This window comes from Rhizobium johnstonii 3841 (genome assembly GCF_000009265.1).
GTDB lineage: Bacteria > Pseudomonadota > Alphaproteobacteria > Rhizobiales > Rhizobiaceae > Rhizobium > Rhizobium acaciae.
In genome coordinates this window covers 3,168,330-3,195,016 of sequence record NC_008380.1, presented here as the reverse complement: position 1 = coordinate 3,195,016, position 26,687 = coordinate 3,168,330, and the positions used below count along the sequence as shown (strand labels likewise).

At 61.5% G+C, this 26,687-nt stretch carries 24 protein-coding genes; 15 read left to right on the top strand and 9 right to left on the bottom strand.

The window, feature by feature from the left end; all coding sequences use genetic code 11:
• Window positions 1-34 precede the first annotated feature (34 nt).
• The 7 genes from RL_RS15650 (at window position 35) to RL_RS15615 (ending at window position 9,380) form a co-directional block, all read left to right on the top strand.
• On the top strand, window positions 35-1,267 hold the full coding sequence (locus tag RL_RS15650) for an efflux RND transporter periplasmic adaptor subunit (protein ID WP_011652545.1): 1,233 nt from the start codon (window positions 35-37) through the stop codon (window positions 1,265-1,267).
• Window positions 1,264-1,962, top strand: a complete 699-nt coding sequence (locus RL_RS15645; RefSeq protein WP_011652544.1) for an ABC transporter ATP-binding protein — start codon at window positions 1,264-1,266, stop codon at window positions 1,960-1,962. Before RL_RS15650 ends, RL_RS15645 begins: the two co-directional genes overlap by 4 nt.
• Window positions 1,959-3,098 carry an ABC transporter permease gene (locus tag RL_RS15640; RefSeq protein ID WP_011652543.1) on the top strand — a complete coding sequence of 380 codons (1,140 nt, stop codon included), beginning with the start codon at window positions 1,959-1,961 and terminating at the stop codon, window positions 3,096-3,098. The genes RL_RS15645 and RL_RS15640 overlap by 4 nt, the downstream gene beginning before the upstream one ends.
• Window positions 3,099-3,102: 4 nt before the next feature.
• Window positions 3,103-4,305, top strand: a complete 1,203-nt coding sequence (locus RL_RS15635) for an ABC transporter permease (RefSeq protein WP_011652542.1) — start codon at window positions 3,103-3,105, stop codon at window positions 4,303-4,305.
• A 138-nt stretch (window positions 4,306-4,443) separates the two neighbouring features.
• On the top strand, window positions 4,444-5,415 hold the full coding sequence (locus RL_RS15630; RefSeq protein ID WP_041936378.1) for a DMT family transporter: 972 nt from the start codon (window positions 4,444-4,446) through the stop codon (window positions 5,413-5,415).
• A 520-nt stretch (window positions 5,416-5,935) separates the two neighbouring features.
• Complete coding sequence (locus tag RL_RS15620; protein ID WP_011652539.1) at window positions 5,936-7,423, top strand: right-handed parallel beta-helix repeat-containing protein; 1,488 nt, start codon at window positions 5,936-5,938, stop codon at window positions 7,421-7,423.
• 463 nt (window positions 7,424-7,886) lie between these two features.
• The gene (locus tag RL_RS15615) at window positions 7,887-9,380 is read left to right on the top strand and encodes a right-handed parallel beta-helix repeat-containing protein (RefSeq protein WP_011652538.1); all 1,494 of its coding nucleotides are present in this window, start codon (window positions 7,887-7,889) and stop codon (window positions 9,378-9,380) included.
• 66 nt (window positions 9,381-9,446) lie between these two features.
• Here the strand turns inward: RL_RS15615 and RL_RS15610 are convergent, their stop codons facing one another.
• From RL_RS15610 to RL_RS15600, 3 genes are all read right to left on the bottom strand, one after another.
• Window positions 9,447-9,728: a nodulation protein gene (locus RL_RS15610; protein WP_028741026.1), complete on the bottom strand. Its 282-nt coding sequence runs from the start codon at window positions 9,726-9,728 to the stop codon at window positions 9,447-9,449.
• 489 nt (window positions 9,729-10,217) lie between these two features.
• Window positions 10,218-10,862 carry an NrsF family protein gene (locus tag RL_RS15605; RefSeq protein WP_011652536.1) on the bottom strand — a complete coding sequence of 215 codons (645 nt, stop codon included), beginning with the start codon at window positions 10,860-10,862 and terminating at the stop codon, window positions 10,218-10,220.
• Window positions 10,859-11,407, bottom strand: coding sequence for a sigma-70 family RNA polymerase sigma factor (locus RL_RS15600; protein ID WP_011652535.1), 549 nt, complete (start codon window positions 11,405-11,407; stop codon window positions 10,859-10,861). Before RL_RS15600 ends, RL_RS15605 begins: the two co-directional genes overlap by 4 nt.
• 235 nt (window positions 11,408-11,642) lie before the next feature.
• On the opposite strand from RL_RS15600, the gene RL_RS15595 reads away from it, so the two are divergent.
• The 3 genes from RL_RS15595 to RL_RS15585 all read left to right on the top strand — a co-directional run bounded on the left by RL_RS15595 (window position 11,643) and on the right by RL_RS15585 (window position 13,614).
• Window positions 11,643-11,912, top strand: a complete 270-nt coding sequence (locus RL_RS15595) for a pentapeptide MXKDX repeat protein (RefSeq protein WP_011652534.1) — start codon at window positions 11,643-11,645, stop codon at window positions 11,910-11,912.
• A gap of 86 nt (window positions 11,913-11,998) precedes the next feature.
• Window positions 11,999-12,841 (top strand): cytochrome b/b6 domain-containing protein, encoded by an 843-nt coding sequence (locus RL_RS15590; RefSeq protein WP_011652533.1) that lies wholly within the window; start codon window positions 11,999-12,001, stop codon window positions 12,839-12,841.
• Window positions 12,838-13,614: a molybdopterin-binding protein gene (locus RL_RS15585; RefSeq protein WP_011652532.1), complete on the top strand. Its 777-nt coding sequence runs from the start codon at window positions 12,838-12,840 to the stop codon at window positions 13,612-13,614. The genes RL_RS15590 and RL_RS15585 overlap by 4 nt, the downstream gene beginning before the upstream one ends.
• A 100-nt stretch (window positions 13,615-13,714) precedes the next feature.
• Here RL_RS15585 and RL_RS15580 read toward each other — a convergent pair whose 3' ends face one another.
• On the bottom strand, window positions 13,715-14,491 hold the full coding sequence (locus RL_RS15580; RefSeq protein ID WP_011652531.1) for a protocatechuate 3,4-dioxygenase: 777 nt from the start codon (window positions 14,489-14,491) through the stop codon (window positions 13,715-13,717).
• 337 nt (window positions 14,492-14,828) lie between these two features.
• Here RL_RS15580 and RL_RS15575 point away from each other — a divergent pair, with 337 nt between their 5' ends.
• Window positions 14,829-16,412: a Na+/H+ antiporter gene (locus tag RL_RS15575; protein WP_011652530.1), complete on the top strand. Its 1,584-nt coding sequence runs from the start codon at window positions 14,829-14,831 to the stop codon at window positions 16,410-16,412.
• Between the two features lie 84 nt (window positions 16,413-16,496).
• Here the strand turns inward: RL_RS15575 and RL_RS15570 are convergent, their stop codons facing one another.
• Window positions 16,497-18,398: a potassium transporter Kup gene (locus RL_RS15570; RefSeq protein WP_011652529.1), complete on the bottom strand. Its 1,902-nt coding sequence runs from the start codon at window positions 18,396-18,398 to the stop codon at window positions 16,497-16,499.
• Between the two features lie 348 nt (window positions 18,399-18,746).
• On the opposite strand from RL_RS15570, the gene tyrS reads away from it, so the two are divergent.
• Complete coding sequence (tyrS, locus tag RL_RS15565) at window positions 18,747-20,012, top strand: tyrosine--tRNA ligase (RefSeq protein WP_011652528.1); 1,266 nt, start codon at window positions 18,747-18,749, stop codon at window positions 20,010-20,012.
• A 185-nt stretch (window positions 20,013-20,197) separates the two neighbouring features.
• Here the strand turns inward: tyrS and RL_RS40555 are convergent, their stop codons facing one another.
• Window positions 20,198-20,797: a hypothetical protein gene (locus RL_RS40555; protein WP_244432334.1), complete on the bottom strand. Its 600-nt coding sequence runs from the start codon at window positions 20,795-20,797 to the stop codon at window positions 20,198-20,200.
• Between the two features lie 254 nt (window positions 20,798-21,051).
• Between RL_RS40555 and RL_RS15555 the strand changes: the two genes are divergently transcribed.
• Both RL_RS15555 and RL_RS15550 read left to right on the top strand, forming a co-directional pair.
• Window positions 21,052-22,224 carry an MFS transporter gene (locus tag RL_RS15555; RefSeq protein ID WP_011652526.1) on the top strand — a complete coding sequence of 391 codons (1,173 nt, stop codon included), beginning with the start codon at window positions 21,052-21,054 and terminating at the stop codon, window positions 22,222-22,224.
• A gap of 502 nt (window positions 22,225-22,726) precedes the next feature.
• The gene (locus RL_RS15550) at window positions 22,727-23,149 is read left to right on the top strand and encodes a TIGR02594 family protein (protein ID WP_011652525.1); all 423 of its coding nucleotides are present in this window, start codon (window positions 22,727-22,729) and stop codon (window positions 23,147-23,149) included.
• Between the two features lie 56 nt (window positions 23,150-23,205).
• Here the strand turns inward: RL_RS15550 and RL_RS15545 are convergent, their stop codons facing one another.
• Window positions 23,206-23,991 (bottom strand): class I SAM-dependent methyltransferase, encoded by a 786-nt coding sequence (locus tag RL_RS15545; protein ID WP_011652524.1) that lies wholly within the window; start codon window positions 23,989-23,991, stop codon window positions 23,206-23,208.
• A 153-nt stretch (window positions 23,992-24,144) separates the two neighbouring features.
• Between RL_RS15545 and RL_RS15540 the strand changes: the two genes are divergently transcribed.
• Window positions 24,145-24,621, top strand: coding sequence for a GNAT family N-acetyltransferase (locus tag RL_RS15540; protein ID WP_011652523.1), 477 nt, complete (start codon window positions 24,145-24,147; stop codon window positions 24,619-24,621).
• 91 nt (window positions 24,622-24,712) lie between these two features.
• On the opposite strand, the gene RL_RS15535 is transcribed toward RL_RS15540, so the two are convergent.
• Window positions 24,713-25,033 (bottom strand): low molecular weight protein tyrosine phosphatase family protein, encoded by a 321-nt coding sequence (locus RL_RS15535; RefSeq protein ID WP_012758013.1) that lies wholly within the window; start codon window positions 25,031-25,033, stop codon window positions 24,713-24,715.
• A 76-nt stretch (window positions 25,034-25,109) separates the two neighbouring features.
• Window positions 25,110-26,513, bottom strand: a complete 1,404-nt coding sequence (locus RL_RS15530; RefSeq protein WP_028741033.1) for a pyridoxal phosphate-dependent decarboxylase family protein — start codon at window positions 26,511-26,513, stop codon at window positions 25,110-25,112.
• Window positions 26,514-26,687 lie beyond the last annotated feature (174 nt).

The following is a 26,687-nucleotide window of genomic DNA, read 5'->3' as shown; positions in this document are numbered from 1 at the left end:
CTTCGGGCCTCCTCACCATGAGGGCTGACCCGGGGTGCCTTGCCGCGCCAAGTACACAATCGCGATCGAGGACTGTCAGAAACGCGTTCGAGGTCGCGGTTTTGCTGCCATTGGTCATTCTGGCGGCATGAACACGACATCAGAACATGACCGAGATCTTGCCGCCAAGCTGCGATCGCTTTCGATCGAGCCCGCGGCCTTCAAGACAGAGCCGCCGGAGCCCCGTGTCCGGCGGCGTGTGATCCCCGGAGCAATGCTGGCCCTTGCCGCGACGGCATCGCTGGCGGTGGTGCTTCTCTATAGGCCTGATACGCTGGCGCGCATCGAGACTGTGCTTGCGGGTCTCATAGGCAAGGACGAGGCCGCAATATCCGTCGATGGAACAGACGTGCCCGCCGCCGGTCCTATCCGGGCTCTGCCCTCCAATAACCCAGCGGACAGAGCATTGCCGTCCCGGGAAGTCACCGGCTCCGGCTACGTCGTGGCACCTGATATCGCCACCATCTTCTCCAAATATGAAGGTCGGATCGCTGCCGTCGAGGTCGAGGCGGGCGACAGGGTCGTATCGGGCCAGGTGCTGGTGCGGCTCGATGATGCCGGCGCCCGCTTTGCGCTTCAGGGGGCCGAGATCACCCGGCAATCGGCGGAGTTGGCGCTCACGGCGAAGACTATTGAATTGGCGCAGGCGCGGTCTTCCCTCACGCGTACCGAGCGGCTGGCCGGGCGCGATGCGATGTCGGCGCAGACGCTGGAGGAAGCGAGGACGGCGTTCGACACCGCCGAAAATGCCGCTCAGCAGGCACGGCAGGACGTGGCCAAGGCCGATCTCGATATCGACAGGGCGCGCGAGCAGGTGGAAGCGTTAACCGTCCGGGCGCCGATATCAGGCACCGTCACGCGGCTTACCGCACATGTCGGCGACACCGTGCTGTCGCGCGAGGATAGCGTGCGGGAGAATGAAAGCCTGCTTGCGATTGCCGACATGACAACCATGGTCATCGATGCCGATGTGGCCGAGGCGAATATCGCCTTGATGCGGCCGGGCTTGCGTGGCGAGTCGGTGCTCGACGGCTTTCCCGACCGGCCTTTTGCGGTCGAAGTATCGAAGATCGCGCCGATGATTTCGCGGGAGAAGGGGACGGTGACGCTTCGCCTGTCACTTTCCTCACCGCCGTCAGACATGCGCCCCGCCATGGCCGCGCGCATCCGCCTTCTGGTGGGTGAGGCCGGGGATAGCACAGACCATCAGCAAGGAGCAGAGCGATGACCGACACTCAAGAACCCTATATCGCGCTTCGCGGCGTCAGGAAGGCATTCAGGATCGGCGTGGAGACGATCCCGATCTTTTCCGGGCTCGACCTTTCCATAGCACGCGGCGATTTCGTCGCCGTCATGGGCCCATCGGGCTCGGGGAAATCGACGCTGCTCAACATGCTCGGCGGCATTGACAGCCCCGACGGAGGGGAGATCAGGATCGGCCGCAGCCATCTCGAGCAGATGGGCGAAGGCGCCAGGGCCGCCTGGCGGGCACACAGCATGGGCATCGTCTTCCAGTTCTACAACCTGCTGCCGATGCTGAATGCGGGGGAGAATATCGAGCTGCCGCTGCTGTTGAAGCCGCTCAAGCGCAAGGAGCGGGGGGCGCGCGTCGAGACCGTCATGGATCTGGTCGGGCTCTCCGGGCGGCAGCGGCAGTTTCCATCCAGCTTGTCTGGCGGGCAGCAGCAGCGCGTCGGGATCGCCCGCGCCATCGTCGGCGATCCCGACCTCTTGCTCTGCGACGAACCGACCGGCGATCTCGACCGGAAATCCGCCAATGATATTCTCGAGATGCTGGGCTTTCTCAATCGCGAGCTTCAGAAGACCATCATCATGGTCACGCACGATCCCGAGGCAGCCGCCTTCGCTCGGCGCACGCTGCATCTCAACAAGGGCGAATTCACTGAGGGGGCAGGCCGATGACCTTCTTCGACCTCATGCGGCGCAATGCTTGGCGCAAACGGCTGCGCTCCGTGCTGCTGATGTTTTCCGTCGGCATCGCCTTCCTGATCTATGGGCTGACGGCGAGCTTCGTCAGCGGCAGCCAGGGGGCGGCAGGCGCCAGCGACAATTTGCTCGGCGTTTTCAACAAATCGGGCCGGGGACTGCCGCTGCCCTTCGCCTATCTGAACAGGATCGCGGCCGACGGCGATGTCGCCGCCGTCGTCTATACTGCGCGCATGCGCGGTTTCGTCGAAGTCGCGAAGAATGTGGTTGTCGTCAGCGCCGTCGATCCGAGCGCGATTGCCGCCGCCAATGGCAAGGAGCTCGGGCTGACGCCGGAGCTGATCGCAGCGCTCGAAGAGGGCGGCGACCGGGTGCTGGTCGGCAGGGCGTTGGCGGAGGCGCAGGGCTGGTCGGTCGGCCAGCGCATCGGCGTCACCAGCCAGGTCATGAAGGAGGACGGCAGCCGTGATTGGACCTTCGTGATCGCGGGTATCTTCGAGGGTGCCGATGCCAGCACCGACACCTATTTCATGCTCGCTCGCTACGACACGATCAATGCGGCCCGCGCCCGCGATAAGGATACGGTCGACGCCTTCGTGGTGCGCCCGCGCGAGGGCGTTTCATCAGGCCTGCTCGCGGCGCGAATCGACGCGCTGTTCGCCAATTCGGCGGCTCAGACCAGGACGCAATCGGAAAAGCAGTTTCTCGAGGCCTTTCTCCGGCAATTCGCCGATGTCGGCCTAATCGTCAGCCTCGTCGTCGGCGCCGCCTTCGTAACGATCCTGATGATCGCGGTGAACACCATGCTCTTTGCCGTGAGAGAACGCCGCTTCGAAATCGGCGTCATGAAAGTGCTCGGCTTTTCCGGCGGGCGGATCATAGCGCTGATCCTCGGCGAGACGCTGTTCATCTTCGCTGTCGGCGGCGTGGGCGGGCTCTTTCTCGCCAAGCTCGCGACGCTCTCGATCGGGCCGGCATTCGGCCTCGTCTTCAGCGCCGAGGTGTTGCTGAAATCCGTCGCGATCATTGCCGGTCTCGGCCTCCTGACCGGGCTGTTGCCCGCCTTCAGCGCCATGCGCCTGCCCATCGTCAACGCCTTCAGATCGAGATAGTCGAATGTCATCAACGCTCAAGCAGATCTTTCTCATGATCAGAGTCAATCTCGGCAGCCTGCCGCGGCGGCTGTGGATCTCGGCGTCGATGGTGCTGTCGGTCGCCCTGGTGGTGGCGGTGCTGGCGGGTTTCCTCGCCATGGCCAGGGGCTTTGAGGCAGCACTTCAAGGCGCGGGTTCGCCCGGCATCGCCGTCATCCTCGGCGGCGGCACCAACCAGGAGACGGGCTCGGATGTGCCGGCCGAAACGATCCGCAGCCTTGCGGCCACGACCGGCGAGATCGGCGTGGCGGGGAATGCCGCGGGCGGCCTAGCACTGTCGCGCGAGATCGTCGTTGCCGTCGATGTCGTCAGGGCCAGCGACAGCGCGGAGCAGACGTTGTCGCTGCGCGGCAAGGATGCGGGCGGCCCAGGCTTGCGCGAGCGCGCCGCGATATCGGCGGGTCGGCTGTTTTCGCCGGGCGCCCGCGAGATCGTCGTCGGCGCCCGCATCGCCGATGAATTCTCCGGCTTTGCCGTCGGCGACAAGGTGCGGCTCGGCGCTGTGGACTGGACGGTCGTCGGGCATTTCACCTCTGGCGGCAGCGCCTTCGAATCCGAGATCTGGGCGGATCTGGAGGCAGTGCAATCGGCCTTCGACCGGCAGGGACAGGTGCAGAGCCTGCGCGTGCGTCTCGATGGGGCAGGCGGGTTGTCTGTGTTGCAGGAGCATCTCTCCGCATTTCCCGGTGCGCCGCTCACCGCCCTCTCCGAGGCCGATCTCTATGTCGCGCAATCTGAGCGTACCGCGAGCCTCATCCGCCTGTTCGGCTGGCCGCTGGCGCTCTTGATGGCGGTCGGGGCAACCGCCGGCGCTTTGAATACGATGATGAGCTCGGTCTCCGACCGCGCGATAGAGATCGCCACGCTCCGCCTGCTCGGCTTCGGCCGCCTGCCGGCCTTCACTGCCACCTGGGTCGAGGCCGTGGCTCTCTCGATATCAGGCGTCGCCCTCGGCATCCTCGCCTCATGGCTCGCCTTCAACGGCTGGCAGGCCAGCACGATGGGCGCCAACAACACCAAGATGGCCTTCCAGCTCGACGTCACCACCGACGTGGCGCTCACCGCCGGCCTGCTGGGGCTTGCCATCGGCATAATCGGCGGCGCGTTGCCGGCACTTGCGGCGACACGGCTGCCGCTGACCTCTGCTTTGCGGGCGAGAGGGTAGAGGCTGGCCGTCTAAATCTTCCGGGCGGGTCACATCATCACGGCGACCGTCCTGATCGGCCCGAAGGAGACATCCGCAACGGGCGGAGCGCCGCCGCCTCATCTGTGCAGCCCATGGAAACTGTGGCATAACTCAGCCATGGCAATGAATGTCTTGGCGGTCCATCGCGACACGGTCGGGACGGAACAGGCGGCAGGCAATTCGCTTGCCGCCGCCTATTCCGTGGGTGTTCTCTGCTGGCTGCTGTCGGCAGGCGTCTATATCGCCGCGAAATGGGTTTCTTCGGAGATGCCGCCCTGGGCGCTCTGCTTCTGGCGCGTGCTGATCGCCTTCGCGATCCTGATGCCGATCGTGCGCCGGCATTTCGGCGACATGGTCGCGCTGGTGCGGGCTCGCGCCCTCGAACTGCTTGCGATTGGCGGTGTGGGACTGGCGATCTGCCAGGGCATGATTTTTGTCGGCCTCGAACATGCCGATGCCACCACTGCCGGCATCATCATCGCCCTGATTCCGATCATCACCATGATCCTTGCCCGCTTGATGCTGGCCGAGCCGATGGGACGCTGGCAGGTGATCGGATCGATCTTGGCCTTTCTCGGGATCGTGGTCATCATCATCAAGGGCAGTCCGGCCGCGCTGATGCGGCTCGACTTCAACCCGGGTGAACTGTGGATCGTCGCCGGCGCGTTCTGTTTCAGTCTCTATACCGTCCTGCTCCGCCGCGCGAAATTCGATTTGAATCGCCTTGCGCTCCTGGTGCTGCTGCTCGGTGCGGCGGTGCTGACGGCGCTGCCCTTCTACCTGTCCGAGCTATTCTCAGACGAACGCTCGACGCTCAACGGCAACGGGCTCATCGCGCTCGCCTATGTTGCGATCCCTGGCGGGGCGGTCATGTACTACCTCTTCAATCGTAGCATCGAGGCGCTGGGGGCGGCTCGGGCTGGCGTCCTCCTCTACATTCAGACCATCTTCATCGCCGTGCTCGCCTATCTGATCCTCGGCGAGCAGTTGCAACGCTATCACCTCGAAGGCGCGGCACTCATCATCGCCGGCTTGCTTCTCATCATCCTGCTGAAGCCGAAGATCAAGGCCGAAGCGGCTACTGCATAATTCCTTAAATCGGGATCGATTTAAGGATAAAATTATGCAGCAATTCAAAGTGCTACAGCGTCCTTTGCGCGTCTGAAAAGACGCGCGGCGCTGTAGGGCCTGAGGTCTCCCTATCGCTGCGACATGGTTGCCGCTGACCTCGGCTTTGAGGGCGAGGGGGTAGGGTTTCACCTTGGAGTGCGCCTTTCGCTTACGCTCAAGGCGTTCGTCGCTGGCGCTCCTCACCCCCTGAGCGCAAGCGAAGGCAAGAATCACATGACGCACAGACTGAAGGCGACGTACGCGCAAACACGCCGCGATTTATTCACCTCGAAGTCGCCGATTTCTCGGCCCAAGTTGTAACTTTGGTCACACCAGGCAATTGCCTGTGGAATGAGGCGCGCGAACTCGCCCGCTGCCCCATTGACAACATCTTATCGCCTTCTTGCCGTGGCCGGTTGCCCCCGCCGCATCCGATCGGCCGATCCTGGGCGATTCCGGCGGCGACTTAGCGATCCGACGAACAGGGCAACATGGCGATATGACAGTCTACTATGTGAACTCAGCGACTGGCTCCGACCGCAACGGTGGAACGGGCCAGAACTCGGCTTTTGCGACTTTGTCCAAAGTGGAATCCTTGAAACTGAAACCCGGCGACAGCGTGCTTCTTGCCAAGGGCAGCGTGTTCAACGAGCAGTTCGATATCAAATATTCCGGCAGCGAGAGTGCGCCGATCAAGATCGGCAGTTACGGGACGGGTGCGGCACCCGTCATCCACAGCAGCGGCGACGGCATCCACAGTCTCTATGCCTCGAACATCGTCATTGAGAACCTGAAGATATCGAATGTCGGCGGTTCGGGCATCTATGGCGGCAGTGTCACGAACTGGACGGTCCGCGACGTCGAGGTCGCCAAGACGGGATTGTCGGAAAACGCAGGCGCCGTCACCTTCCGGAGCAGCAAGAACGTCACGGTCGAAGACAGCAAGATATCCGGCGTCAAAGGCGACGGCTTCTGGATCGAAAAGGTCAACGGCGTCAAGCTTCTCAACAACACCGTCACCACCGCGAACGGTTCGACGGCCGATGCGGTGCAAGTGAACGACAGCAGCAATATTCTGATCAAGGGCAATCATCTCGATCAGACGCATGCCAGCAGCCCCAAGGGCGTGATCGCGCTGGTGCGGGCCACGAATGCCGTGGTCGAGGACAATGTGCTCACCGGCGGCGGCTTCGGCATCAGCGCGCCCGCTGGCAAGAACGTCGCCATCCGCGACAACGACATATCCGGATATCACGGTTACAGCTGGTCCTTCGCCGTCGGTCTCGGCGACCAGGGCAATGCGCGGGACTATGATATTTCAGGCAACCATATTCATGACGGCGCATGGGGCGTTGCCGTCAGTGGCCCCAGTGGCGCCAGCTATACCCGCACGAATATCAAGGTCCACGACAACGTCTTCGACGACCTCTCGCAGGCGGCGCTGAAGGTCGACAGGCCGGCATCCGGCTCCTTCTACAGCAATACGATCGAGACCGGCACCAAGGCCACCAGCATATCGCCGGCCATTGCCGACGCGCATACCTTCACGGTCAAAGGCAACCATACGGTCGCCAATGTCGAGACGGCACTGGCAAGCCCGGTTGCGAAGACCGCGGCAGTCACGGAGGCCTCCGCGGATCCGGCGGTTGTTGCCGTCCATGACAATTTGAAGATCTTCACCGATACGGGCGACGCCCATCGCGGCAATCTCCTCGAAAACGACAGCTCGGATAACGACACCCTGGTGCTTCGGCGTTTCGGGGACGAAACCGTCGGCAAGCACGGCCTGACGCTGACCGGGGAATATGGCGACATCCATGTGGACCGGGAAGGCAACTATGCCTACACGCTCGATGAAACGAAGCTCCCTGACCATAGCGGACATGTGAGCGAGTCGTTCAGCTACGGGATCAACGATGGAAGCTCGCATCATAGCGACGGGGATACGCTGACCGTCTTCATCCACCTGGATGGCTTGCTAAGCTGAGGTGAGGGTGCCGGGAGCGGCGCTATGCCGGAAGGCGTTCCTTCCGGGAGGCGTGGATCCCCCGGGGAAGCGTTGCTCTCGCCATCAAATGGCTCCGCAGTGTCCCTCATCCGGCTGCCGCCGGGTGAGGGTAAGGGGCTGCAATGCGGCCTGAACCTTTCCGGCTTGCGACTGACCTGAAACGGGACGTCTCACCTCTGCGACCATACGTCGCCGAGGGGTACGATTATCGTTCATTCACCTTTCGGTCGTTATTTAGTAGATTGTTTTCGTATAAGTTGTCATTTCCAGGATATCGCCTCCGCCAGGCGTTCTCGGGACCAAGGCAGGCCCATAGGGTCCGCCAACCGTCGTGAGGGCAATATCGAAGGCCTTTTGACATGGCCTTTAGCCCCGACCGCATCCGATCCACGCGTCGCAGCCGATTCAGACGGCTGCGAGGGTAATTCGAGAACAAGGCGATATGACAATCTATTATGTGAATCCAGCGATAGGCTCCAACGGCAACAGCGGAACGAGCGAGGACGCGCCGTTTTCGTCGTTCTGGGCGGTGGAAAACTTGAAACTGCAGCCGGGCGACAGCGTGCTGCTCGCCGCCGGAAGCGTGTTCAACGACCAGCTCGACCTGAAATATTCCGGCACGGTGAGTGCCCCGATCACCATCGGCAGCTACGGGGTCGGCGATGCGCCAGTCATCCATAGCCCCAATGATGGCATCCATAGCCTTTATGCATCGAACATCGTCATCGAGAACATCAAGATCTCGGACACCGGCGGTGCAGCCATCTATGGCGGATATGTTTCGAACTGGACGGTCCGCAACGTCGAGGTCGATCACACCGGACTGGCAGGCAAGTCAGGTTCGATCACCTTCCGGACCGGCTCGAACATCACCATCGAAAACAGCACGATCAACGACGTCAACGGCGACGGCGTCTGGATCGAAAAAGTCAACGGCGTCAAGTTTCTCAACAACACCGTCACCAATGCCCATGGCACCGCGGCAGATGCCGTCCAGATGAATGACAGCAGCAATATCGTGATCAGCGGCAATTACCTCGACCAGACGGGCGCTGCTACGCCGAAGGGTGTCATCGCGCTCGTTCGGCCCGTAAATGCCTTGGTCGAGGACAACGCGATTATCGGTGGCGGCTTCGGGATCGGCGCACAAGCAGGCACCAACGTCGCTATCCACGACAACGATATTTCAGGCTATGGCGGCTACAGCTGGTCCTATGCCGTCGGTCTCGGCGACCAGGGCAATACGCGGGACTACGATATATCCGGCAACTATATCCACGATGGCGTATGGGGCGTGGTGGTCAGCGCCTCCGGCACGACCAGTTACGTTCGCGAAGATATCAATATCTACGGCAACGTTTTCGATGACCTGTCCTCAGCGGCGCTGAAGGTCGACAGGCCGGCATCCGGCTCCTTCCACGACAATGTCATCGCCAGCGATGTTACGCCCTACAGCATCTCCCCCGCCATCATCGCCGCGAACACCTTTCCCGTCAGTAACAACACGACGCTCGACGAGGCCCAGGCGACGCTGCTTGCGAGCAGCGATAGTCTCGCGGTCGGCGATGTGACGCACACCGACACGGCGCCTGCGCTTGTCGCAACCCATGACAGCCTGAAAATCTCCTCCGACCTGGACGCCGCCCATTATGGCAATCTCCTCGAAAACGACAGCTCGGCCAATGGAACCCTGCTGCTTCGCCGCTTCGACGGCCAATTCGTCGACAAGGACGGCGTGACACTGACCGGCCAATACGGCACCATCCATGTCGACAGTGACGGCGATTACACCTATACGGCCGACGCGGCAAAGCTCGCCGGGCTCAGCGGAGATGTCAGCGACACCTTCCACTACAAGATCTCCGACGGGACTTCGCTGCATTTCGACACGGATACGTTGAGCGTTTCCATCCATGTGGATGACCTGCTGAGCTGATAGGGATGCCGGCGGCAAATGGCGTTGCATTATCGCGGCGGCAGTCCGACCAGCATTTGCGAAGTCTCATTGATCGCCGAGCAGGATCCTGATGACGTCGACTTCGATTTCCGCGCAGATGATCTCGTATTCGGTGATGATTGCGGGATCGGTCGATCTATCCCGGCGCATGCGATCGAGGACGGCGCAGGCTTCGCCGTAGGCGCCGCATAATTCATAAAAATGAGGCTGGCTCGCCGCAACGGCTCTGATCGTTGCCCGCGTCGCAGGCAGCCTCATCATCAGCCTGGCCAGCCCCAGTTCCGCGGCTTGCCGGGTGAGGTGGGCTACGCCTTCTTTCCTGACCATGCCGTCATTCCTCGCTACCTGTGTTTTCCGATCCAGGGGGTACGCAACACTCATCCCCTGACTAGTACGCAGGAATGCTGCATCTGGTTTCATGCCGGATGAAGGATTAGAGCCTTTCCGGGTTAGATTGAAGCATTCTGCCGGAGCAGGTTTTCGTCAGGGCAAAGGCGATTGGTGAAGAGCATACCCCTTGGTACGTCCGAGCCGATCGCCTTTGCCCTGACGGAAAGATGCCCGGCCCACCGGCCGCACGGCTTCGCCATGCGAAGCAAGAGGTGCGTCCGGCGATTCTAAAGTCTTGCAGATTTGCCGGGCAAATCTGCGGGAGGGTTGGCTGAAACGGGCCGGCTGATCGACCGGCCGGCTTGGCCGTAGAGCCGGGCTACGACACGCGCCGGCCGGTCGACCATCCGACTCCGTTTGAGCCAACAGAATGCTTCAATCTAACCCGGAAAGGCTCTAGTGGCGCGGTGCCTCAAATAGCCGGTGCTACCAGCGCAGGAGGCGGGGGCCGAGCAGCGCGCCGATTGCGCCGGTCAAGAGGATGCCGAGCGAATACCAGAGGGTGACGAAAGGCAGGCCGTTTTCTGTGCAGAACCAGGAATAGACCCAGGCGCCGGATGCGCCGGCGGCAATGCCGGCGATGAAGCCTGTGATGCCGAGGTTGCTCGGGGCGCCGCCACGGAGAACCCAGGTATTTGCGATCAGGATCGGCATGGCAAAAGCAAAGATCAGCAGCGGGCAATGCAGGGCGGAAGATCCAAGCACCAGCACGGGATAGCTTGCGGCCGGTGACAAAGCGAGCTGGATGACCGCCATGACGGCGAGGGCGAGTATGATGGCCGCGGCAATCCCGAAAAAGCGGCCCTCCGAGCCATCCGGCCGGGACAGGCGGTAAACGGCTGTGAAGGCGGCGATTGCAAGCAAGGCATTGTAGGCGGACTTGATCCAGAAGACCGGCAGCATCAGCGCCTGCGCCATATCGGTGCGCAGGCCGAGGACGATAAGCATCAGCAGCAGCGAGACTGTCAGGGCAGGCAGGATGGCGAGCGCGAAGCGGCGTTCGAGCGCATGTCTCGGCACCGGCTTCAGATCCCGGACAAGGCTGTCGATCACGTCCTCAGTCTCTCTCACATCCCACCTCGCAATCTTGCCGCCAGCGCCTTGATGCCCCTGTGAACGCCGACCTTGACCGCCGATTCCGACTGTCCGGTGCGGCTTGCTGTGTCGGCCACCGACTGCCCCTCGAGCTTGACCTGACGGATCAGCTCCTGCTGGTGCTGCGGCAGGCCGTTCAACAGCCGTTCGACATCCATGCGCGCTGCAATCGCATCCTCCCTGAAGTCGTCTTCGATCTCCTCGTTCAGCTCCATTTCCGCTTTATACCGGCTGCCATGCTTTCGATGGTGGTCGATCAGCTTGTAGCGGGCAATCGAGAAGAACCATGCGGTGAACGGCCGCTCCCTGTCATAAGTCGCCCGGCGCGAATGCAGCGCCAGCAACGTCTCCTGCACGAGATCTTCCGTGTCGGATTTCGCGGTAGTGCCGATCCGCCCGCCATAATAACCGACGAGCAGGGTTCGCAACGTCACGAGCAGACGCCGATAGGCTGCCTCGTCCCCGTCGAGGGAAAGAAGCATCAGCATCTTCAGTGCTTGTTCCGAATGGGCGCTCGTCATGTCGTCTGCAATATCATTCGGGTGGATGACGCTTTGGTTACAGGCGGGTTCAAAAAATCTTCCGGCGGCAATCCAAAGTGTACAGCGTCCTTAGCACGTCTCCAAAAGACGCGCGGCGCTGTAGCGCTATCACATAAGCGTGAGGCTGTAACCGCCTTCGCAAGGGGATCGAATTCAGGACTGTGAGCCGTCGGCGGGTGCCGGCGGACATGTCAATCGATCCGAGGAGACCCTCATGACCAAGATCCTTTCCAGCCTTGCCGCCTGCACCTTCGTCATCGGCCTGTCGCTTGCCGGCGCCGCCAGCGCCGAAAGCAGCGATGCCATGAAGAAAGACAGCATGAAGACCGACACGATGTCGAAGGACGCCATGTCCAAGGATGCGATGTCGAAGGACGCAATGGCGACCGGCAGCACCAAGGCCGACTGCATGCACAATGCCGGCATGGAGAAGGACACGATGAAGAAGGACACGATGATGAAGGCCTGCGACGCGATGAAGTAAGCGTTAGCCGCGGCCGCTGAAACTATTTGGCCGGCGGCCGCGTCCTTTCTCGCGAAGACCTTTCACGCCGATCCGGAGGAACCACAATGGCCACGACCGATGCCGGCATGGCGAGCGGACGCACGCTCTTCTACCGCCATGGCCTGCTGGTGCGCCTGTCGCACTGGGTGAATGTGCTGTGCATGACGGTGCTGCTGTACAGCGGTCTGCAGATATTCAACGCCCATCCGGCGCTCTATTGGGGCCAGTACGGCGCCGACGACGATCCGTCTTTCATTTCCATGGAGGCGGAACAGGAAGGCGATGCGCTGAAGGGCGTGACGCGCATCGGCGGATTGAGTTTCGACACGACGGGCATTCTCGGGGTTTCGAATGTCGACGGCGAGGCCGCGGTGCGCGGTTTTCCGAACTGGCTGACCTTGCCGAGCTACCAGGATCTTGCATCGGGCCGGCGCTGGCATTTCTTCTTTGCCTGGCTGTTCGTCATCAACGGCTTCATCTATCTCGCCTATGGTTTCGTCAGCCGGCATTTCCGCCGCGATCTGCTGCCGGCGGCCGAAGAGCTGAAGCCTTCGCATCTCGGCCATGAGATCGTCAGTCACGCCCGGCTGCGCTTTCCCAAGGGGGCCGAGGCCCGCCACTATAATACGCTGCAGAAACTCGCCTATGTCGCCGTGATCTTCGTGCTGTTGCCGCTGATGATCGGGACAGGGCTTACCATGTCGCCGGGCTTCAACGCGGTCGCCCCCTGGCTGCTCGATCTGTTCGGCGGCCGGCAATCGGCCCGCACGCTGCATTTCCTGACCGCCTTCTCGCTCGTCGCCTTCGTCGCGGTGCATGTGGCGATGGTGCTGGTCTCGGGCGTGTTCAACAATCTGCGCTCGATGGTCACAGGCTATTACCACATCGGGCAGGGAGGAAAGTCATGAGCCGCATCATCACCAGGCGTCGCTTCCTGATCGGCGCGACTATGACGGCATCGGCGCTGGGGCTTGCCGGCTGCGATGCCCTCGTCGAAAACGATCGGACGAAATCGGTGCTGAAGATCGCCGAAGGCCTCAGCATGAAGACGCAGCGCTTCCTGCTCGGCGACGACGCGCTCGCCCGCGAATTCACCGAAGCCGATATCTCGCCGACCTTCCGCGCCAACGGCACCAGCATGCCTGATAATGCCCGCTATATCGACTGGATGAACCAGCGGTTTTCGGGCTGGAAGCTCGAGGTCGGCGGACTGGTCGACAAGCCGATGCAATTGTCGCTGGCGGAGCTGAAAGCCCTGCCGGCCCGCACGCAGATCACAAGGCATGACTGCGTCGAGGGCTGGAGCGCGATCGGCAAATGGACCGGCGTGCCGCTCGGCGCGCTGCTGCAGGCGGCGGGCCTGAAACCCGAAGCCCGCTACATCGTCTTCCACTGCGCCGACGAATATGAAAAGACGCTCGACGGCAGCGGCTGGTATTACGAAAGCATCGATCTCGTCGATGCGTTTCACCCCCAGACGATCCTTGCCCACACCATGAACGGCCGCGATCTCGAAGTTGCCCATGGCGCGCCGCTCCGGCTCCGGGTCGAGCGCCAGCTCGGCTACAAGCAGGCAAAATACCTGACCGGCATCGAAGCCGTCGCCGATCTCGGCCAGCTCTACGGCGGCAATGGCGGCTTCTGGGAGGATCGCGGTTATGAATGGTATGCGGGCATATAGTCTCCGACCGACATGCCGACATTGACGCTTTCCTCGTGTCGGGTTCCACGGCCGGAGAGGTCGTCGTGATCGAGGGTGCGCAACCCCGCCGCTGCCGCGCTCAGGCAGAGAGGCCGATGGTGATGGTGGCGGACAGCACGCCGCTATCGAGCTTTTCGAAATCGAACATGTGGTCGGCCGCATCCTGCGGGATGAGGCCGTCCTCGTCGTTGCGCGTATCGCGGGCAGGGCGCCCGAGATAGTCGGGATGCTCGCCATAGATGATATCGCTCAGCACATCGTCGAAATAGATCTGGCTGACGAGAAGCTCCTTGCCCTCGACGAGGATACGGCAGTGAACATGCGGCGTGCGGCCCTTGTACCATCCGGGATAGGCCGTCAAAAAACTTGCCTGCCCCTTGGCATCCGTCAGCTGGCGGCCGCGGAAGGCAAGACCGCTGACCGCCTCGGCATCGCCGAAAGTGCACATCTCCGCAGCCTCGCGGCCGGAATAGATGCCCCGGTGATCGGTATGCCAGATTTCGATATCGGCATTTTCGACCGGCCGGCAATCTGCCGCGTGGACGATCCGAACGGCCAACCGCAAAGGCAGCCCGGCCTTTCCTTCCGAGACGTCCTGACGGGCCGGGACATTGTTGACATGGCAGGGGCCAAGGGTCTGGGCGACGGTCACAACGCAATTCGGACTGGTACGGAAGAGCGGCTCAGGCAGCTTTTCCAAGATAACCGACTTTGTGCCGCCGCTTACGAAATCCGTTCCCTTCCAGTCGAATGTCCTGGCGGCAATAGTGACATGCCGCCGCGGCCAGATCGCCACCGCAGCCACGGATGATGCGACAATGGCCACACCTCCAAGCACAAGGGTCCGCCTCTTCATCTGTCTTCCTTTGCCTCAGACGCATGATTTAAGGAGGATGCGCAGGAAACTCCAATTAAATCCAGGCAAGGATCGACGGCAACGCGATCATCGGCGTCAGATGTCTGCCGAGACAGTGGGCTGCGGTCCCGAAGCGGCGATTCCGTCCGGCGCATTGACGAGAAAGCGTATTCTGCCGATGCTAGCACACGGACGGCTTGCTCTAAGCTGTCCACTGGGGTTCGTCGCGAAAATGCAGGGTAACGCTTTGAATTGTTGTATAATTCTTTGAAACGTCTCCAGATTTGAATTATGCAGAAGGTATCCGAAATTCGTTGCTGAGCCGGGGCAGAGGCACATGGAACCAACCCACTTATTCGAGCTCGTCATCGCGATGTTTCTGGCGATCATCGCGCTGCACTATGCCGCCCACCGGCTCGGACTGCCGCCGTCCGTCGCGCTGCTGACTGGGGGCGCCTTGCTGGCCTTTGTACCAGGGTTGCCGGCGATATCAGTCGATCCGGAGCTGGTGCTCGTCATCTTCCTGCCGCCGTTGTTGATGGACGGCGCCTGGTCCATTGCGGTGGCGCGGTTGCGGCGGCATGTGATCGGCATCGCCTCGCTTGCCGTCGGCGCGGTGTTGTTCACTTGCGCGGTCGTCGCCGTCGTCGCCCATCTCATCTTTCCATCGATCCCCTGGGCAGCTTGCGCAGCCCTTGGTGCGATCGTTGCGCCGCCGGATGCGGTTGCGGCGCGTGCCGTGCTGCAGCGCGTCAGGCTGCCGCGGCGGCTTCAGATTCTGCTGGAAGGCGAGAGCCTGCTCAACGATGCGAGCGGCCTGGTTCTCTTCCGCTTCGCCGTTGCCGCCGCCGCAACAGGCGCCTTCAGCGCGGCGGAGGCGGGTGGCAGCTTCCTCGTGCTGGCGCTCGGCGGCGCAGTCGTCGGCATCGTCGTGGGAACGGCGTGGTTCAAGCTCGTCCGGCTTCTCGGCGACGAATATCTCATCATCGCAGCCTCGGTGCTGCTCGGCTGGATTGCCTATCTCGCCGGAGAGCAACTGCATGTTTCCGGCGTCATCGCCACCGTGACCGCGGGTCTGATCATGAGTTGGCACCAGCACACCGTGCTATCCGCCGCGATGCGCATGCGCGGCACCTCGTTCTGGACGGTGATGATCTTCCTGATGGAAGCGGCGGTGTTCATCCTGATCGGGCTGTCGCTTCGGGATGTCGTCGAACGCGGCGGCGGCCTTACCACCGTGATCGCGACGATGGGACTGCCGATGCTGGCGATCCTCGTCGCACTCGTTCTGGCGCGTTTCGCCTGGGTCTTCGCCTGCGATTTCGCCGTCAGATTCTGTGCAGCGCTCGGGTTCGCACAAGCCCGACCGCTCGGCGTCGGCGGCGCCACCGTTCTCAGCTGGGCGGGCGTGCGCGGCGTGGTGACACTCGCTTTGGCGCTGAGCTTGCCCGAGGGATTTCCGGGCCGTGACTTCATTCTCGTCACGTCCTTCGCCGTGATCCTCGGAACCGTGCTCATCCAGGGCACGACATTGGGGCGGGTGATCGCCTGGGCGCGGCTGGTGGAGCCGGAGTCGGAACGGGCGCGGCTGACGATGAGCCAGGCCGAAGCCGCCATGGCGCAGGCGCAGGTTGAGGTCGTCCAGAACCTGGCCTACGACGCGGAGGGAAAACTCATCCACCCGCAATTGCTGGAGCGCTACCAGCGCCGGGCCACGTCGATCGTCGACTACGCCGAGAAAACTGAGCAATATATGCCGGTGCTGCATGCGCATTTCGACGTCATTCTCGAAGCGGTTGCCATCGGGCGTCGGGAACTCATCCGCCTCCACCGCGCCGGCGAGATCGACGACGAGACGCTGCTGGAGCTGGAACGGGATCTCGACCTCGAGGAACTGAGCGCGATCTCGGCCAAGGCGTGAGGTTCAGCGCCTCGTGCCTTTGACATCATCTTCAACGCATTGCGATATCGAGGCGGATGTAAGCCACGGCCTGAAGGTCCTGCCCTAAATGGCGATCTGTTCGCCGAGTTCGACGACGCGGTTGGACGGCAGGTTGAAATAGTCGGACGGATCGATTGCGAAGCCTTCCAGCACCACGAATATGCGCTCCTGCCAGCCGGGCAGCCCGGTATTCGGCGTCCTGACGAGGTTCCTACGGCCGAGATAGAACGACGTCTTCATGATCTCGAACTTGAAGCCGCTTTCCCGGCAGAGAGCTAGCGCCCTGGTGACGTCGGGGTCGTCCATGAAGCCGAAAGTGATGTCGAGGCGCACGAAACGCGGCGAGAGCTGGCTGATCTTGATGCGGCGGCTGTCGGGGACGTAAGGTTCGTCCTCGGTCCAGACGGTCAGGATGACGTTCTGTTCGTGGAGCACGTGGTTGTGTTTCAGATTGTGGAGCAGGACGTTCGGGGTGCGATCCGGGACGCTGGTCAGGAAGACCGCCGTTCCCGGAACGGTGACGGGCGAATGGTCCGACTTTCGCTCGATCGACCTGATGAAGGAATCGAGCGGGATCTCGTTGTTGGCGCGCAGTCTCTTCAGATAGGCCTGGCCTCGGGTCCATGTCCACATCATGATCATGATCGCCAGCGCAAGGGCGACCGGCACCCAGCCGCCATCGTGGATCTTCAAGAGGTTCGCCGCCAGGAACAGGACTTCGATGATGAAGAGCGGCAGCAGCAGGACGGCGGCAACCACCAAGGAGTAGCCCCAGACGGCCCGGAGAAACTGGAAGGCCAGCATGGTCGAGATGACCATGGTTCCGGTCACCGAGATGCCATAGGCCGTCGCCAGCGACTCGGAATCGCCGAAGGAAGAGATCAGCATCAAGACGCCGACCAGCAGCAGAAGATTGACGCTCGGCACGTAGATCTGGCCGGTGTTGGTCTCCGACGTGAACTTGATCCTGAGCCTCGGCAGGAAGCCGAGGTGAACAGCCGAGCGGGCCAGCGAAAATGCGCCTGTGATCACCGCCTGGCTGGCGATGATCGTTGCCATCGTCGCCAGGATAACCACCGGCAGCAAGGCCCAGTCGGGATACATCAGAAAGAACGGATTGGTGGCGGCTTCCGGATGGGCGAGAACGAGCGCGCCTTGGCCGAGATAGTTCAGGAGCAGTGCGGGAAAAACGAGCACGAACCATGCCATCTGGATCGGGCGGCGCCCGAAATGCCCGAGATCGGCATAAAGCGCTTCGGCACCCGTCACCGTCAGAAAGACGGCGCCAAGCACGATGAGGCCGACGCTGCCGGCATGGGCGAGGAACGAGAGCGCGGTGAGCGGATTGAGTGCGGCCAGAATCCTCCAGTCGTCGCCGATATGGATCACGCCGCCTGCCGCCATGGCCAGAAACCACAACACCGTGATCGGCCCGAAAAGCTTGGAGACGGCGGCTGTTCCCCTCGACTGGACAGCGAACAGAACGATCATGATCGCCGCCGACGCAAGCGGGACGTATTCGGCAAAGGCGGGTGTGATCAATTTCAGGCCTTCGAGTGCCGACATGACCGACAAGGCAGGCGTGATCATCGCGTCGCCGATGAAGAGGGCGGCGCCGATCAGCCCGGCGAAGAAGAGCACCGGCACGTTTCGCCCCATCTTCTTCATCAGGAGGGCGAGAAGCGAGAGCGTGCCGCCTTCGCCGTCATTGTCCGCCCTGAGAAGGAAGAGCACATATTTGAAGGTTACGATGATCGTCAGCGTCCAGACCATCAGCGAAATCAGGCCGATGACCTCGGCTTCGTGTACGCCATCGGCGGCGAAGGGCCTCAGCGCCTCGCGAAGGGCATAGAGCGGGCTGGTGCCGATATCGCCATAGACGACGCCGACCGCGCCGATGACCAATCCGACAAAACCCTTCCGGCCGGCGCCATCCCCCGTCTTATCCATATGCGTCGACGTCATGGTTCCCCGCTCATGCCATTTGCCAATGAGCACAAACATATGCCGCATTGCGGAACGGCAAGCAAATTGATGCGGGTGCTAATTTTTTTATGAGGGGCGGAGGCGGCGGGCGCGGAAGGGTGGCGTTACGATCCGTTCAAACCTCGTTCGCATCCTCTTGTGATTGCGCTTTCGCATGATAATAAGGGTGCATGACCTGCGCCCGGACCCTTTCGAGCTTCTATTACTCGCTGCTCACATAGAGAGAGCGGCGCAAGGTCATATTCCTGACACTCGAGACGCCGCACGGTCGGCGGCACGTGTGTCAACAGAAGGTCTCCGGCCTCATCGGCCCAAATGGAGACCCTCGTGAAACTATCCTCTCAGCCTACCGGACCTAGATCCGACTTTCTTCGCACTTTGAGCGAGCGCGGCTTCCTGCATCAATGCACCGACTTAGGAGCACTCGACAGCTGGCTTTGTTCAGGAGCCGGCACCGCCTATAACGGATTTGATCTCACCGCCGACAGCCTGCATGTCGGGCATCTCATTCCGATCATGATGCTCCGGTGGTTCCAGAAGACGGGTAACAAACCCATTGCGTTGCTCGGCGGTGCAACAAGCCGCCTGGGCGATCCGAGCTTCCGCGACACGTCGCGTCCTTTTCTCAGCGAAGAGCAGATCATGAAAAACCTGATCGGCATCCGGCGGGTCTTCGAGCGCTTCCTCGCTTTCGGGGACGGTCCGACAGATGCCGTCATGGTCAATAATGCCGACTGGTTGGGCGGGCTCAACTATCTCGATTTCCTGCGCGATATCGGGCCGCATTTTTCAGTCAACCGGATGCTCACATCGGAGAGCGTGCGCCAACGGTTGGAACGAGAGCAATCGCTGTCATTGCTGGAATTCAACTACATGGTCATGCAAGCCTACGACTTCCATGTTCTCGCAGAAAGCCGCGGCTGCCTGCTTCAACTGGGTGGCTCCGACCAGTGGGGCAATATTGTCAGCGGCGTCGAATTTGGGCGGCGGATCGGTGGACGCACCCTGTTTGGATTGACTGCCCCGCTGCTAACGACGTCATCGGGCGCGAAGATGGGCAAGAGCGTTTCGGGGGCAGTTTGGCTAAACGCCGATCGGCTGTCGCCCTATGAGTTCTGGCAATTCTGGAGAAACACCGGGGATGCCGATGTGGGGCGTTTCCTCAGGCTGTTCACCGAGTTGCCCTTAGACGAAATTGCACGCCTTGAAGTGCTTCGGGATTCCGAGATCAACGAAGCAAAAAAGATCCTTGCCGACCAGATCACGCGCCTGTGCCACGGGGCCGATGCGGCAGTACAAGCTTCCGAAACTTCCCGGCGCATCTTCGAAGCGGGTGAGGTGCCGGCGGGTCTTCCGACGGTCAGGCTCCCCGATAGCCTTCGCGGTGATTTTCCGCTTGTCGACGCCATGGTCGTTGCCGGGCTCGCCAAGTCGAAAAGCGAAGCACGTCGGTTGATCGGCGGTGGCGGTGTGCGGGTGAACGGCGGCAGCGTGAGCGACGAGGCAATGCAGCTTGGCGACTTCGACGTTCAGGACGGCGTGATCCGGCTGTCGGTCGGCAAGAAGCGACACATCCTGCTTCAGCCGGTCTAGCGTTGTGTGTTCAATTCGGGGAGCGGGGCAAACTCGAAACACTTTGTCGCGCTCCCCGCGATACTCCAGAACAGGATGATTTTAGGCCTGTTCGGCCTAAAATCTGAATCCTGTTCCAAATTAAATAGTTAGAGCATGATGTCGTCCCAAAACCGCTCACACTTTCGGCATCAAGCTCTAGGCAGTCAGCGAACAGGCGTGCAACTCCCAACGTCATCAGGCTTGACGCGGCCGGATTGAAGATCGCTCCATTGCGGTATCGACGGGTCAGGGCCGCCGATCTTCGTCTCGAACGTGGCACGGTCCACCTTGATGAGCCGTCCAGACGACGTGATGCTGACCATCTCCTTTTTGTTGACATAAGCCAGGCTGGCATTCAGCCGGCAGAAGAACCGCTTATTGCTGTTCGAGATGACCCAGCCGTAGCCGCCGGCCTTGCCTTTGGTGAGTTTACCGACGGCATAGCCCTGCTTTTCAAGCTTCGAAAAGGATTCCGCCTGCGCAATGCCCGGCATCATGGCAAAGCCGATCACCGCGCCGACGACCGGTCCGACAAAGCCCTTCCAGCCGGCACGTGACCCGTATTGTTTATATGCGTCGTCGCCATAGTTCCCCTCTCGTGCCGCTTGCCTATGGGCACAAACATATGCCGATTGCAGAATGGCAAGTAAATTGAGGTGAATGCGAATTTTTCTGAGAAAGGGAGGTGGATGTGGGCGGAGCAGCTGCGCGTCACAGAAACACCAGCGGCCGCCAAGCACCCGTGAAATCAGCGGCGGCTGCATGATGCTGACAGGGGCTGTCAGCAAGGGTGGTTGATAATCCTGAGAACGCCGCTTTTGAGCTAGAGCATGATGCCGAAAAGTGTGAGCGGTTTTCGGACGACATCATGCTCTAACTACATAATGTAGAACAGGATTCAGATTTTAGGCCGACCCGGCCTAAAATCACCCTGTTCTAGCGCCATTTCGTCGGAAAGTCCGGCTATCTGCGGGATCGCTCTGCTTCGATCCCGCTCCAATCGGAGCAGAGTGTCGAGATGAAGCCGCACCACCGCATTTTCTTCATCCAGTTTGCCGTGGCCCTTTCCTTAGGCGCGTTTGTTTCGCGGTTGCCCGACCTTCAGGTCAAGTTCAACCTGACCGAGGGAGAGCTGGGCCTTTTGCTCGCTGTCATGTCCTCCGGAGTTCTCTGCGGGTTGACGTTCTCGGTGAGGTTGATCGAGAGGCTCGGTGCGCGCACCACGGCTTTCGTCACCGTCTACGGTGCGGCGCTGTTTTTCGCGCTGATCCCCTGGATGCCTTCAGCTCTCCTGGCGGTGCCATTGTTCTTCATTGCCGGCATTTTCACCGGCGCGTTCGAGATCAACGCCAATATCGAAACCGATCGCCGTGAGGCGCTGCTTGGGTACCGCATCATGAGTCGGGCTCACGGCATGTGGAGCCTCGGCTTCTGCATCACCGCCCTTGTTGCCGCCGGCATGCGGCAGGCTGCCGTCTCCATCGAACTGCATAGCTTGATCATCCTCGTCACCGTCTTGATTGCGGGGTCGATCGTTTTCGCCGGGATCGAGAACGCGCCCCCGCGGCAGGACGCGCACCCGGGAGATAGTCCGCCCATCGCTTTTCCGACGATCGGGCTGCTGCCCCTTTGCCTGATCGGCGCAGCTCCCCTTCTCGCCGAAGGCGCGAGCGTCGATTGGTCGGCGATCTATATGCGTGACGTATTCGCAGTCGAACCCTTCATCGGCGGGCTCGGCGTGACGATTTTCTCCCTGTTCATCGCCATCGGCCGGCTCGGCATGGATCCTGTCATCGACCGCTTCAATCCACGCCCGGTCGCGATAACCCTCCTCGGGATCGCGACCATCGGCCTCGTCATGGTTGCGACGGCGACGCATCCTGTTGTCGCGCTCGCAGGCTTTGGCCTAACAGGTATCGGCTGTTCTTCCGTCTATCCGCTTGCCATCTCGGCTGCTGCCCGACGCACGGATCGGTCCGCGCCGGTCAATGTTGCGGCGCTGGCGCAGACGACGTTTCTCGTGTTTTTCGCCGGGCCGCCGCTGCTCGGTTTCGTTGCCGAACATTTCGGCATCCGTTTTTCGTATGGGATGGCCGTCCCGGTTATCGGTGCCGCACTCCTGGTCACCAGGGCGCTTGCCGCTGATCCTGCCCACATGGGCCAGCCCGAACCGGTGCAACCCCCCGGTTGATATGCCGCACCGTCCGTCTGCTGTCCGAAAGTCGTTATGGTCCGCGACCGGCCGTAAGTAAGCCCGGCCTTCGCCGACGAATGGAGCGAGCGCAATGTATTTTCCGTCACGTCGAAGTATTGTGAGTGATCCTCATAAATATAACTGCTGCGGGCGATAACCTAAGTTTGCGCGCGGTGGTCCGCCCTTGGGAAATGTTCTTGCCGCTCAAGCAGTTGAGGCGCGATCCATCTCCATTTGTGTGAACCCGGTTTGGACGGCGTACTGCAGCCTGTGGCACCGGCATAATAGGCCGTTTCGGAGTTTTCTGTGGCCGTGTCCGGTCATAGAGAGAGGCTCGCTAGCGGCGGTCGACGCCTCGTTTCGGACAAATTTCTGCCGCCAAAATGCCAGTATTAGTTGTTTCTAAATCATGCCATAATTCGCATCTACGTTGCCGCGCCTGTTTTATTCTTCGCCACATTTCGGATCTTCGAAATTATACAAACAATGGTGGGTAACTATGAAAGTTATTCTCGTCATCGTCCTCACGGCGCTTGCCGTGCCCTGTGAGGCGGACATGCTCGGCACGGCGTCCCGATACAAAAGTATGCATGAACGCTCCATCTCGTTCCTCGGCATCAATCCGCGCCGGGTGTCGTGGTGCGGCGCATTCCTGGCCTTTGTCGCCAAGCGATCTTCGCGGCAGCCGCCGCCCAACCCCAACATGGCGGCGTCCTGGAAGAATTTCGGCAAGCCAGTCGGCGTCCGCTCCGCCAGGCGAGGGGATGTCGTGGTGATCCGCACCGGCCGGCGTTTTCATGTGAGCCTGTTCGATCACATCGACCAGCGCCGGCAATACGTCTACCTGTTCGGCGGCAACCAATCCAACCGGGTCCAGCTGTCGCGCTATCGCGCCAGTTCGGTGGTCGCCGTGCGACGATGATGTTGGGTGAGAACTCACCCTCCTTACAAACCTCGGTGGCGGCGGGAAAACAGGCCCTACGCCTTGCGCGCCCTGATGTGGAGGAAGATCGGCGCGATGCGGGTATCGGCGACCATTGGCTCGGCGAGCGCCACCTCGACTGACGCAATGGGCTCGCCGAAAGCTTCGATCGTCAGCCCCGCCTCGACGATCATCGACACCCAGGTCGACAGCGTCCGGTGAAAACGCGGAATGGCGAACGGCGTCAGCGTCGCCCGTTCTTCCTTGGGGATGGAGGAAAAGATCCAGCGCTCGACCCGGCCGTCGCTCTCGTCGAAATAATCGGCGATTTCAACCGCGACGGGCTTGCCGGCCTCGTCACGGATATTGCGGCGCGTCGGCGGCACAAAGCAGGGGTGCAGGATCGAAAACTGCAGGAAACCGCCCGATTTCAGGACGCGGTGGATCTCCTTCAGCACCTGGCGCTGGTCGGCCATGTCCATCATCGACATGAAGGCGGTGACGAAATCGAAACTCGCCTCCGGGAAATCGATGCCCTGGCCGTCGCCGAGCACGTAGTCGATGCCGAGCGGCGCTTTCGTCTCGGTCTCGCGGGCATAACGAATAAAGGTCGGCGCGATGTCGAGACCGGTCATGCGGGCACCGAGGCTGGCGACGGCGCGGGTGTTGGAACCTTCGCCGCAGCCGAGATCGAGTCCGGCAAGGTCTGCCACCGGCGGCAGCATCTTCAGAAAGGCCGGTGTGTTCAGCGCGTCGCGATATTTGTCGTAGCCGGCGCGGCTATAGATCGTCCAGGTCTCGGCATTGCTCTCCCAATGGGCGGCGACATCATTGGCGTTCATGGCTATCCTCCTTGTGCGATCGGAACGGGCGGGGAGCTATAAGCGCAGCGGATTACAATGGGAAGACAGGCAGTCTACTGTAAGTCGTTCACGCCCATGGATCATGACCGAGTTCGCGTGCACTATCATGCGACCGAGAGGTAGGGGGCTGCTGTGTCCGACGAAGTGATCATCCGCGAGCTGGTCGGCCTCGATCAGACGATGGCAATTTTCCCGCTGTACAGCCAGGTTAGTCGCCTGAGTCAGGCCGTGGTTTGCCAACGACTTTCAGCCATGTTCGCACAGAGCAACTACCGCTGCATAGCAGCATACATCGACGAACGGATGGTGGGTGCGTCGGGTTTCTGGACGGGCACTCAGTTGTGGTGCGGCAAGTATATCGAGGCGGACAATGTGATGGTAGACAGCGCCGTGCGCAGTCAGGGCATCGGCAGCAAGATGATGGCGTGGATCGAGGCGGAAGCGGAGCGGACTGAATGCGCGGTGATCCGCATCGCCATGGTGCTGGGCAGAGAGCGTACGCACCAGTTCTACGCGAGAAATGGCTACTTCGACGACGGCCTGTTGATGGTGAAAGCCCTAAGTCGCGGTGCGGCCGAATTTCCGGAATATGTCTCTCAACAAGTTTGACCATCGGCCCCCGCAGCTCGGCGCAAGTTGCCACCATTGGCACGCGCCCCTTCTTGTTCGGGGCGGCGATTTTACGGTCGCATGACCGAGCTTAGAGATGCCGAGGCACCTTTGCCTTCAGCAGCTGCACGAGCGCGGGATCCATGAAATCGTAATCGTCAGGAATATGAAGGCAGATCAACCGCTTGTCCTTGAGAGCTGACCGGTACTTGCCCTGAACTTTCGCACGGTGAGCCTTCTCCATGACGAAGACGATATCGGCCCATTCGATCAGCTCGTTCGATAGTGGGTTTTCGGCATCGTTGTTGGTGCCGGCCGAGGAGACCTCGATCTCCGGCCAGCCTGCGAAGACCTGTTCGGCCGTCGGGCTGCGAAGCTTGTTCTGACTGCAGACGAACAGGACGTTTTTCACGTTCGATCTCTCTTCAAGTGTACAGGGCCGGCGATAGCACAATTCCATGTCCGGGCGAACCAAGGGAGTTGATGCATCACCCTCGGCTCACACTCTTGAACGCGGCGATGATGCTTTGTGCGGCGAGTTGGGCTTCATCTGACGTCGTCTGGAAATTGGTGACGGAAAGGCGCAGCACGTCGCGGCCGCGCCACTTGGCGCCGCCGGCGAAGATGATGCCGTCAGCTTGGATCTTTTCGATCGTCTTTCGGGTCAACGCGTCGCCTTCTTCGGAGGGCAGGTCGGCTCCGAAGCGGATGACGAGCTGGTTCAGCGTCACCTCGTTCAGGATGGCGATGCCCGGTTGTTGCGACAGGAGATCGGCAACCAGCCGCGCTGAGGCGCAGCACTGGTCGATCAAGGCGGCGATGCCGTCGCGGCCGAGATGTTTCAGCATCGCCCAGGTGGCAAAGCCGCGCGCCCGTCTCGAAAGCTCGGGCACGTAGTGTGAGGGATCGCGTTCGCCTTCGCCGGCGAGCGGCAGGTAGCTCGCGGCGATCGTCATGGCGCGGCGATGGGCGAGCTCGTTGCGGACGATGGCATAGCCGCAATCATAGGGCGTCTGCAGCCACTTGTGGCCGTCGGTCGCCCAGCTGTCGGCCGCTTCGATGCCGCGGCTGAGGTGGCTGGTCCTCGCTGATGCCTGCGCCCAGAGGCCAAAGGCGCCATCGACATGCACCCAGGCGCCTTTCGCCTTCAACGGCGGGATGATGGCGGCGAAATCGTCGAAGGCGCCAGTATTGATCTGCCCCGCCTGGAGAACGGCGATGACGGGTCCAGAGACAGTATCGAGCGTGCCCGCCAGCGCGGCCGGGTCTATCCGTCCCATCGCGTCGGTGGGCAGGCGCAGCACGCGATCATGCCCGAGGCCGAGGAACTGAAGCGCGGAGAAGACGGTCGTGTGGGCGTCGTCGCCGATCAGCACGGTAATCTCAGGCGCTCCGAACAGGCCCTTTGCATCGGCATCCCAGCCCACCTGGCGCAGCACCTCGCCGCGGGCGGCGGCAAGGCAGGTAAAGTTCGCCACCGTTGCGCCGGTGACGAAGCCGACCGAGCTTTCGGCCGGCAGCTTCAGGAGATCGAAAAGCCATCTCGCCGCGACGGTCTCGACCGCGGCTGCGGCCGGGGCGGCGGCATGGTTTCCGGCGTTCTGGCCCCAGGCGCTGGTGAGGAAATCGGCCGCGACGCCGACCGGATGGGAGCCGCCGATGACCCAGCCGAAAAAGCGCGGCCCAGTGGTTGCATGCAGCCCGGGTTCGGCGCCGTCCGAGAGACGCCTGATGACATCAAGCATATCGGAACCGGCCGCCGGCAGCGGCTCTTCGAAACAGGCTAGCGAGGCCGCGTAGTCGTGGGTGGGCATATGGCGGGCGGGCGTTGCCTGCCGGAATCCTGCCGCACGGCGGGCGGCTTCCTGAAACAGAGATGCAATTGCCGTCATGCGGATCCCCCCTGCCGCCACCGATCCTGGAGGGTGTCACCCTCGAAAGCAGGCTGCCGGCACACGCAATCTAGCCCATATCGCCGAGGCTGTCTTCGCCTGGCAGATCTCGGATCTGGGTTCCGGGGCCTTCCTTGGGCTTGCCGAGACATCAAGACAAATTGAGCATCGGGG

Bases quoted from the DNA above. Each gene is read 5' to 3' on its own strand.
- RL_RS15610 (WP_028741026.1), bottom strand. From the start codon at position 9,728: ATGGTCAGGAAAGAAGGCGTAGCCCACCTCACCCGGCAAGCCGCGGAA.
- RL_RS15545 (WP_011652524.1), bottom strand. From the start codon at position 23,991: ATGAACGCCAATGATGTCGCCGCCCATTGGGAGAGCAATGCCGAGACC.
- RL_RS15585 (WP_011652532.1), top strand. From the start codon at position 12,838: ATGAGCCGCATCATCACCAGGCGTCGCTTCCTGATCGGCGCGACTATG.
- RL_RS15550 (WP_011652525.1), top strand. From the start codon at position 22,727: ATGAAAGTTATTCTCGTCATCGTCCTCACGGCGCTTGCCGTGCCCTGT.
- RL_RS15630 (WP_041936378.1), top strand. From the start codon at position 4,444: ATGGCAATGAATGTCTTGGCGGTCCATCGCGACACGGTCGGGACGGAA.
- RL_RS15635 (WP_011652542.1), top strand. From the start codon at position 3,103: ATGTCATCAACGCTCAAGCAGATCTTTCTCATGATCAGAGTCAATCTC.
- RL_RS15580 (WP_011652531.1), bottom strand. From the start codon at position 14,491: ATGAAGAGGCGGACCCTTGTGCTTGGAGGTGTGGCCATTGTCGCATCA.
- RL_RS15645 (WP_011652544.1), top strand. From the start codon at position 1,264: ATGACCGACACTCAAGAACCCTATATCGCGCTTCGCGGCGTCAGGAAG.
- RL_RS15555 (WP_011652526.1), top strand. From the start codon at position 21,052: ATGAAGCCGCACCACCGCATTTTCTTCATCCAGTTTGCCGTGGCCCTT.
- RL_RS15530 (WP_028741033.1), bottom strand. From the start codon at position 26,513: ATGACGGCAATTGCATCTCTGTTTCAGGAAGCCGCCCGCCGTGCGGCA.
- RL_RS15570 (WP_011652529.1), bottom strand. From the start codon at position 18,398: ATGACGTCGACGCATATGGATAAGACGGGGGATGGCGCCGGCCGGAAG.
- RL_RS15615 (WP_011652538.1), top strand. From the start codon at position 7,887: ATGACAATCTATTATGTGAATCCAGCGATAGGCTCCAACGGCAACAGC.
- RL_RS15575 (WP_011652530.1), top strand. From the start codon at position 14,829: ATGGAACCAACCCACTTATTCGAGCTCGTCATCGCGATGTTTCTGGCG.
- RL_RS15590 (WP_011652533.1), top strand. From the start codon at position 11,999: ATGGCCACGACCGATGCCGGCATGGCGAGCGGACGCACGCTCTTCTAC.
- RL_RS15595 (WP_011652534.1), top strand. From the start codon at position 11,643: ATGACCAAGATCCTTTCCAGCCTTGCCGCCTGCACCTTCGTCATCGGC.
- RL_RS40555 (WP_244432334.1), bottom strand. From the start codon at position 20,797: ATGCAGCCGCCGCTGATTTCACGGGTGCTTGGCGGCCGCTGGTGTTTC.
- RL_RS15620 (WP_011652539.1), top strand. From the start codon at position 5,936: ATGACAGTCTACTATGTGAACTCAGCGACTGGCTCCGACCGCAACGGT.
- RL_RS15640 (WP_011652543.1), top strand. From the start codon at position 1,959: ATGACCTTCTTCGACCTCATGCGGCGCAATGCTTGGCGCAAACGGCTG.
- RL_RS15600 (WP_011652535.1), bottom strand. From the start codon at position 11,407: ATGACGAGCGCCCATTCGGAACAAGCACTGAAGATGCTGATGCTTCTT.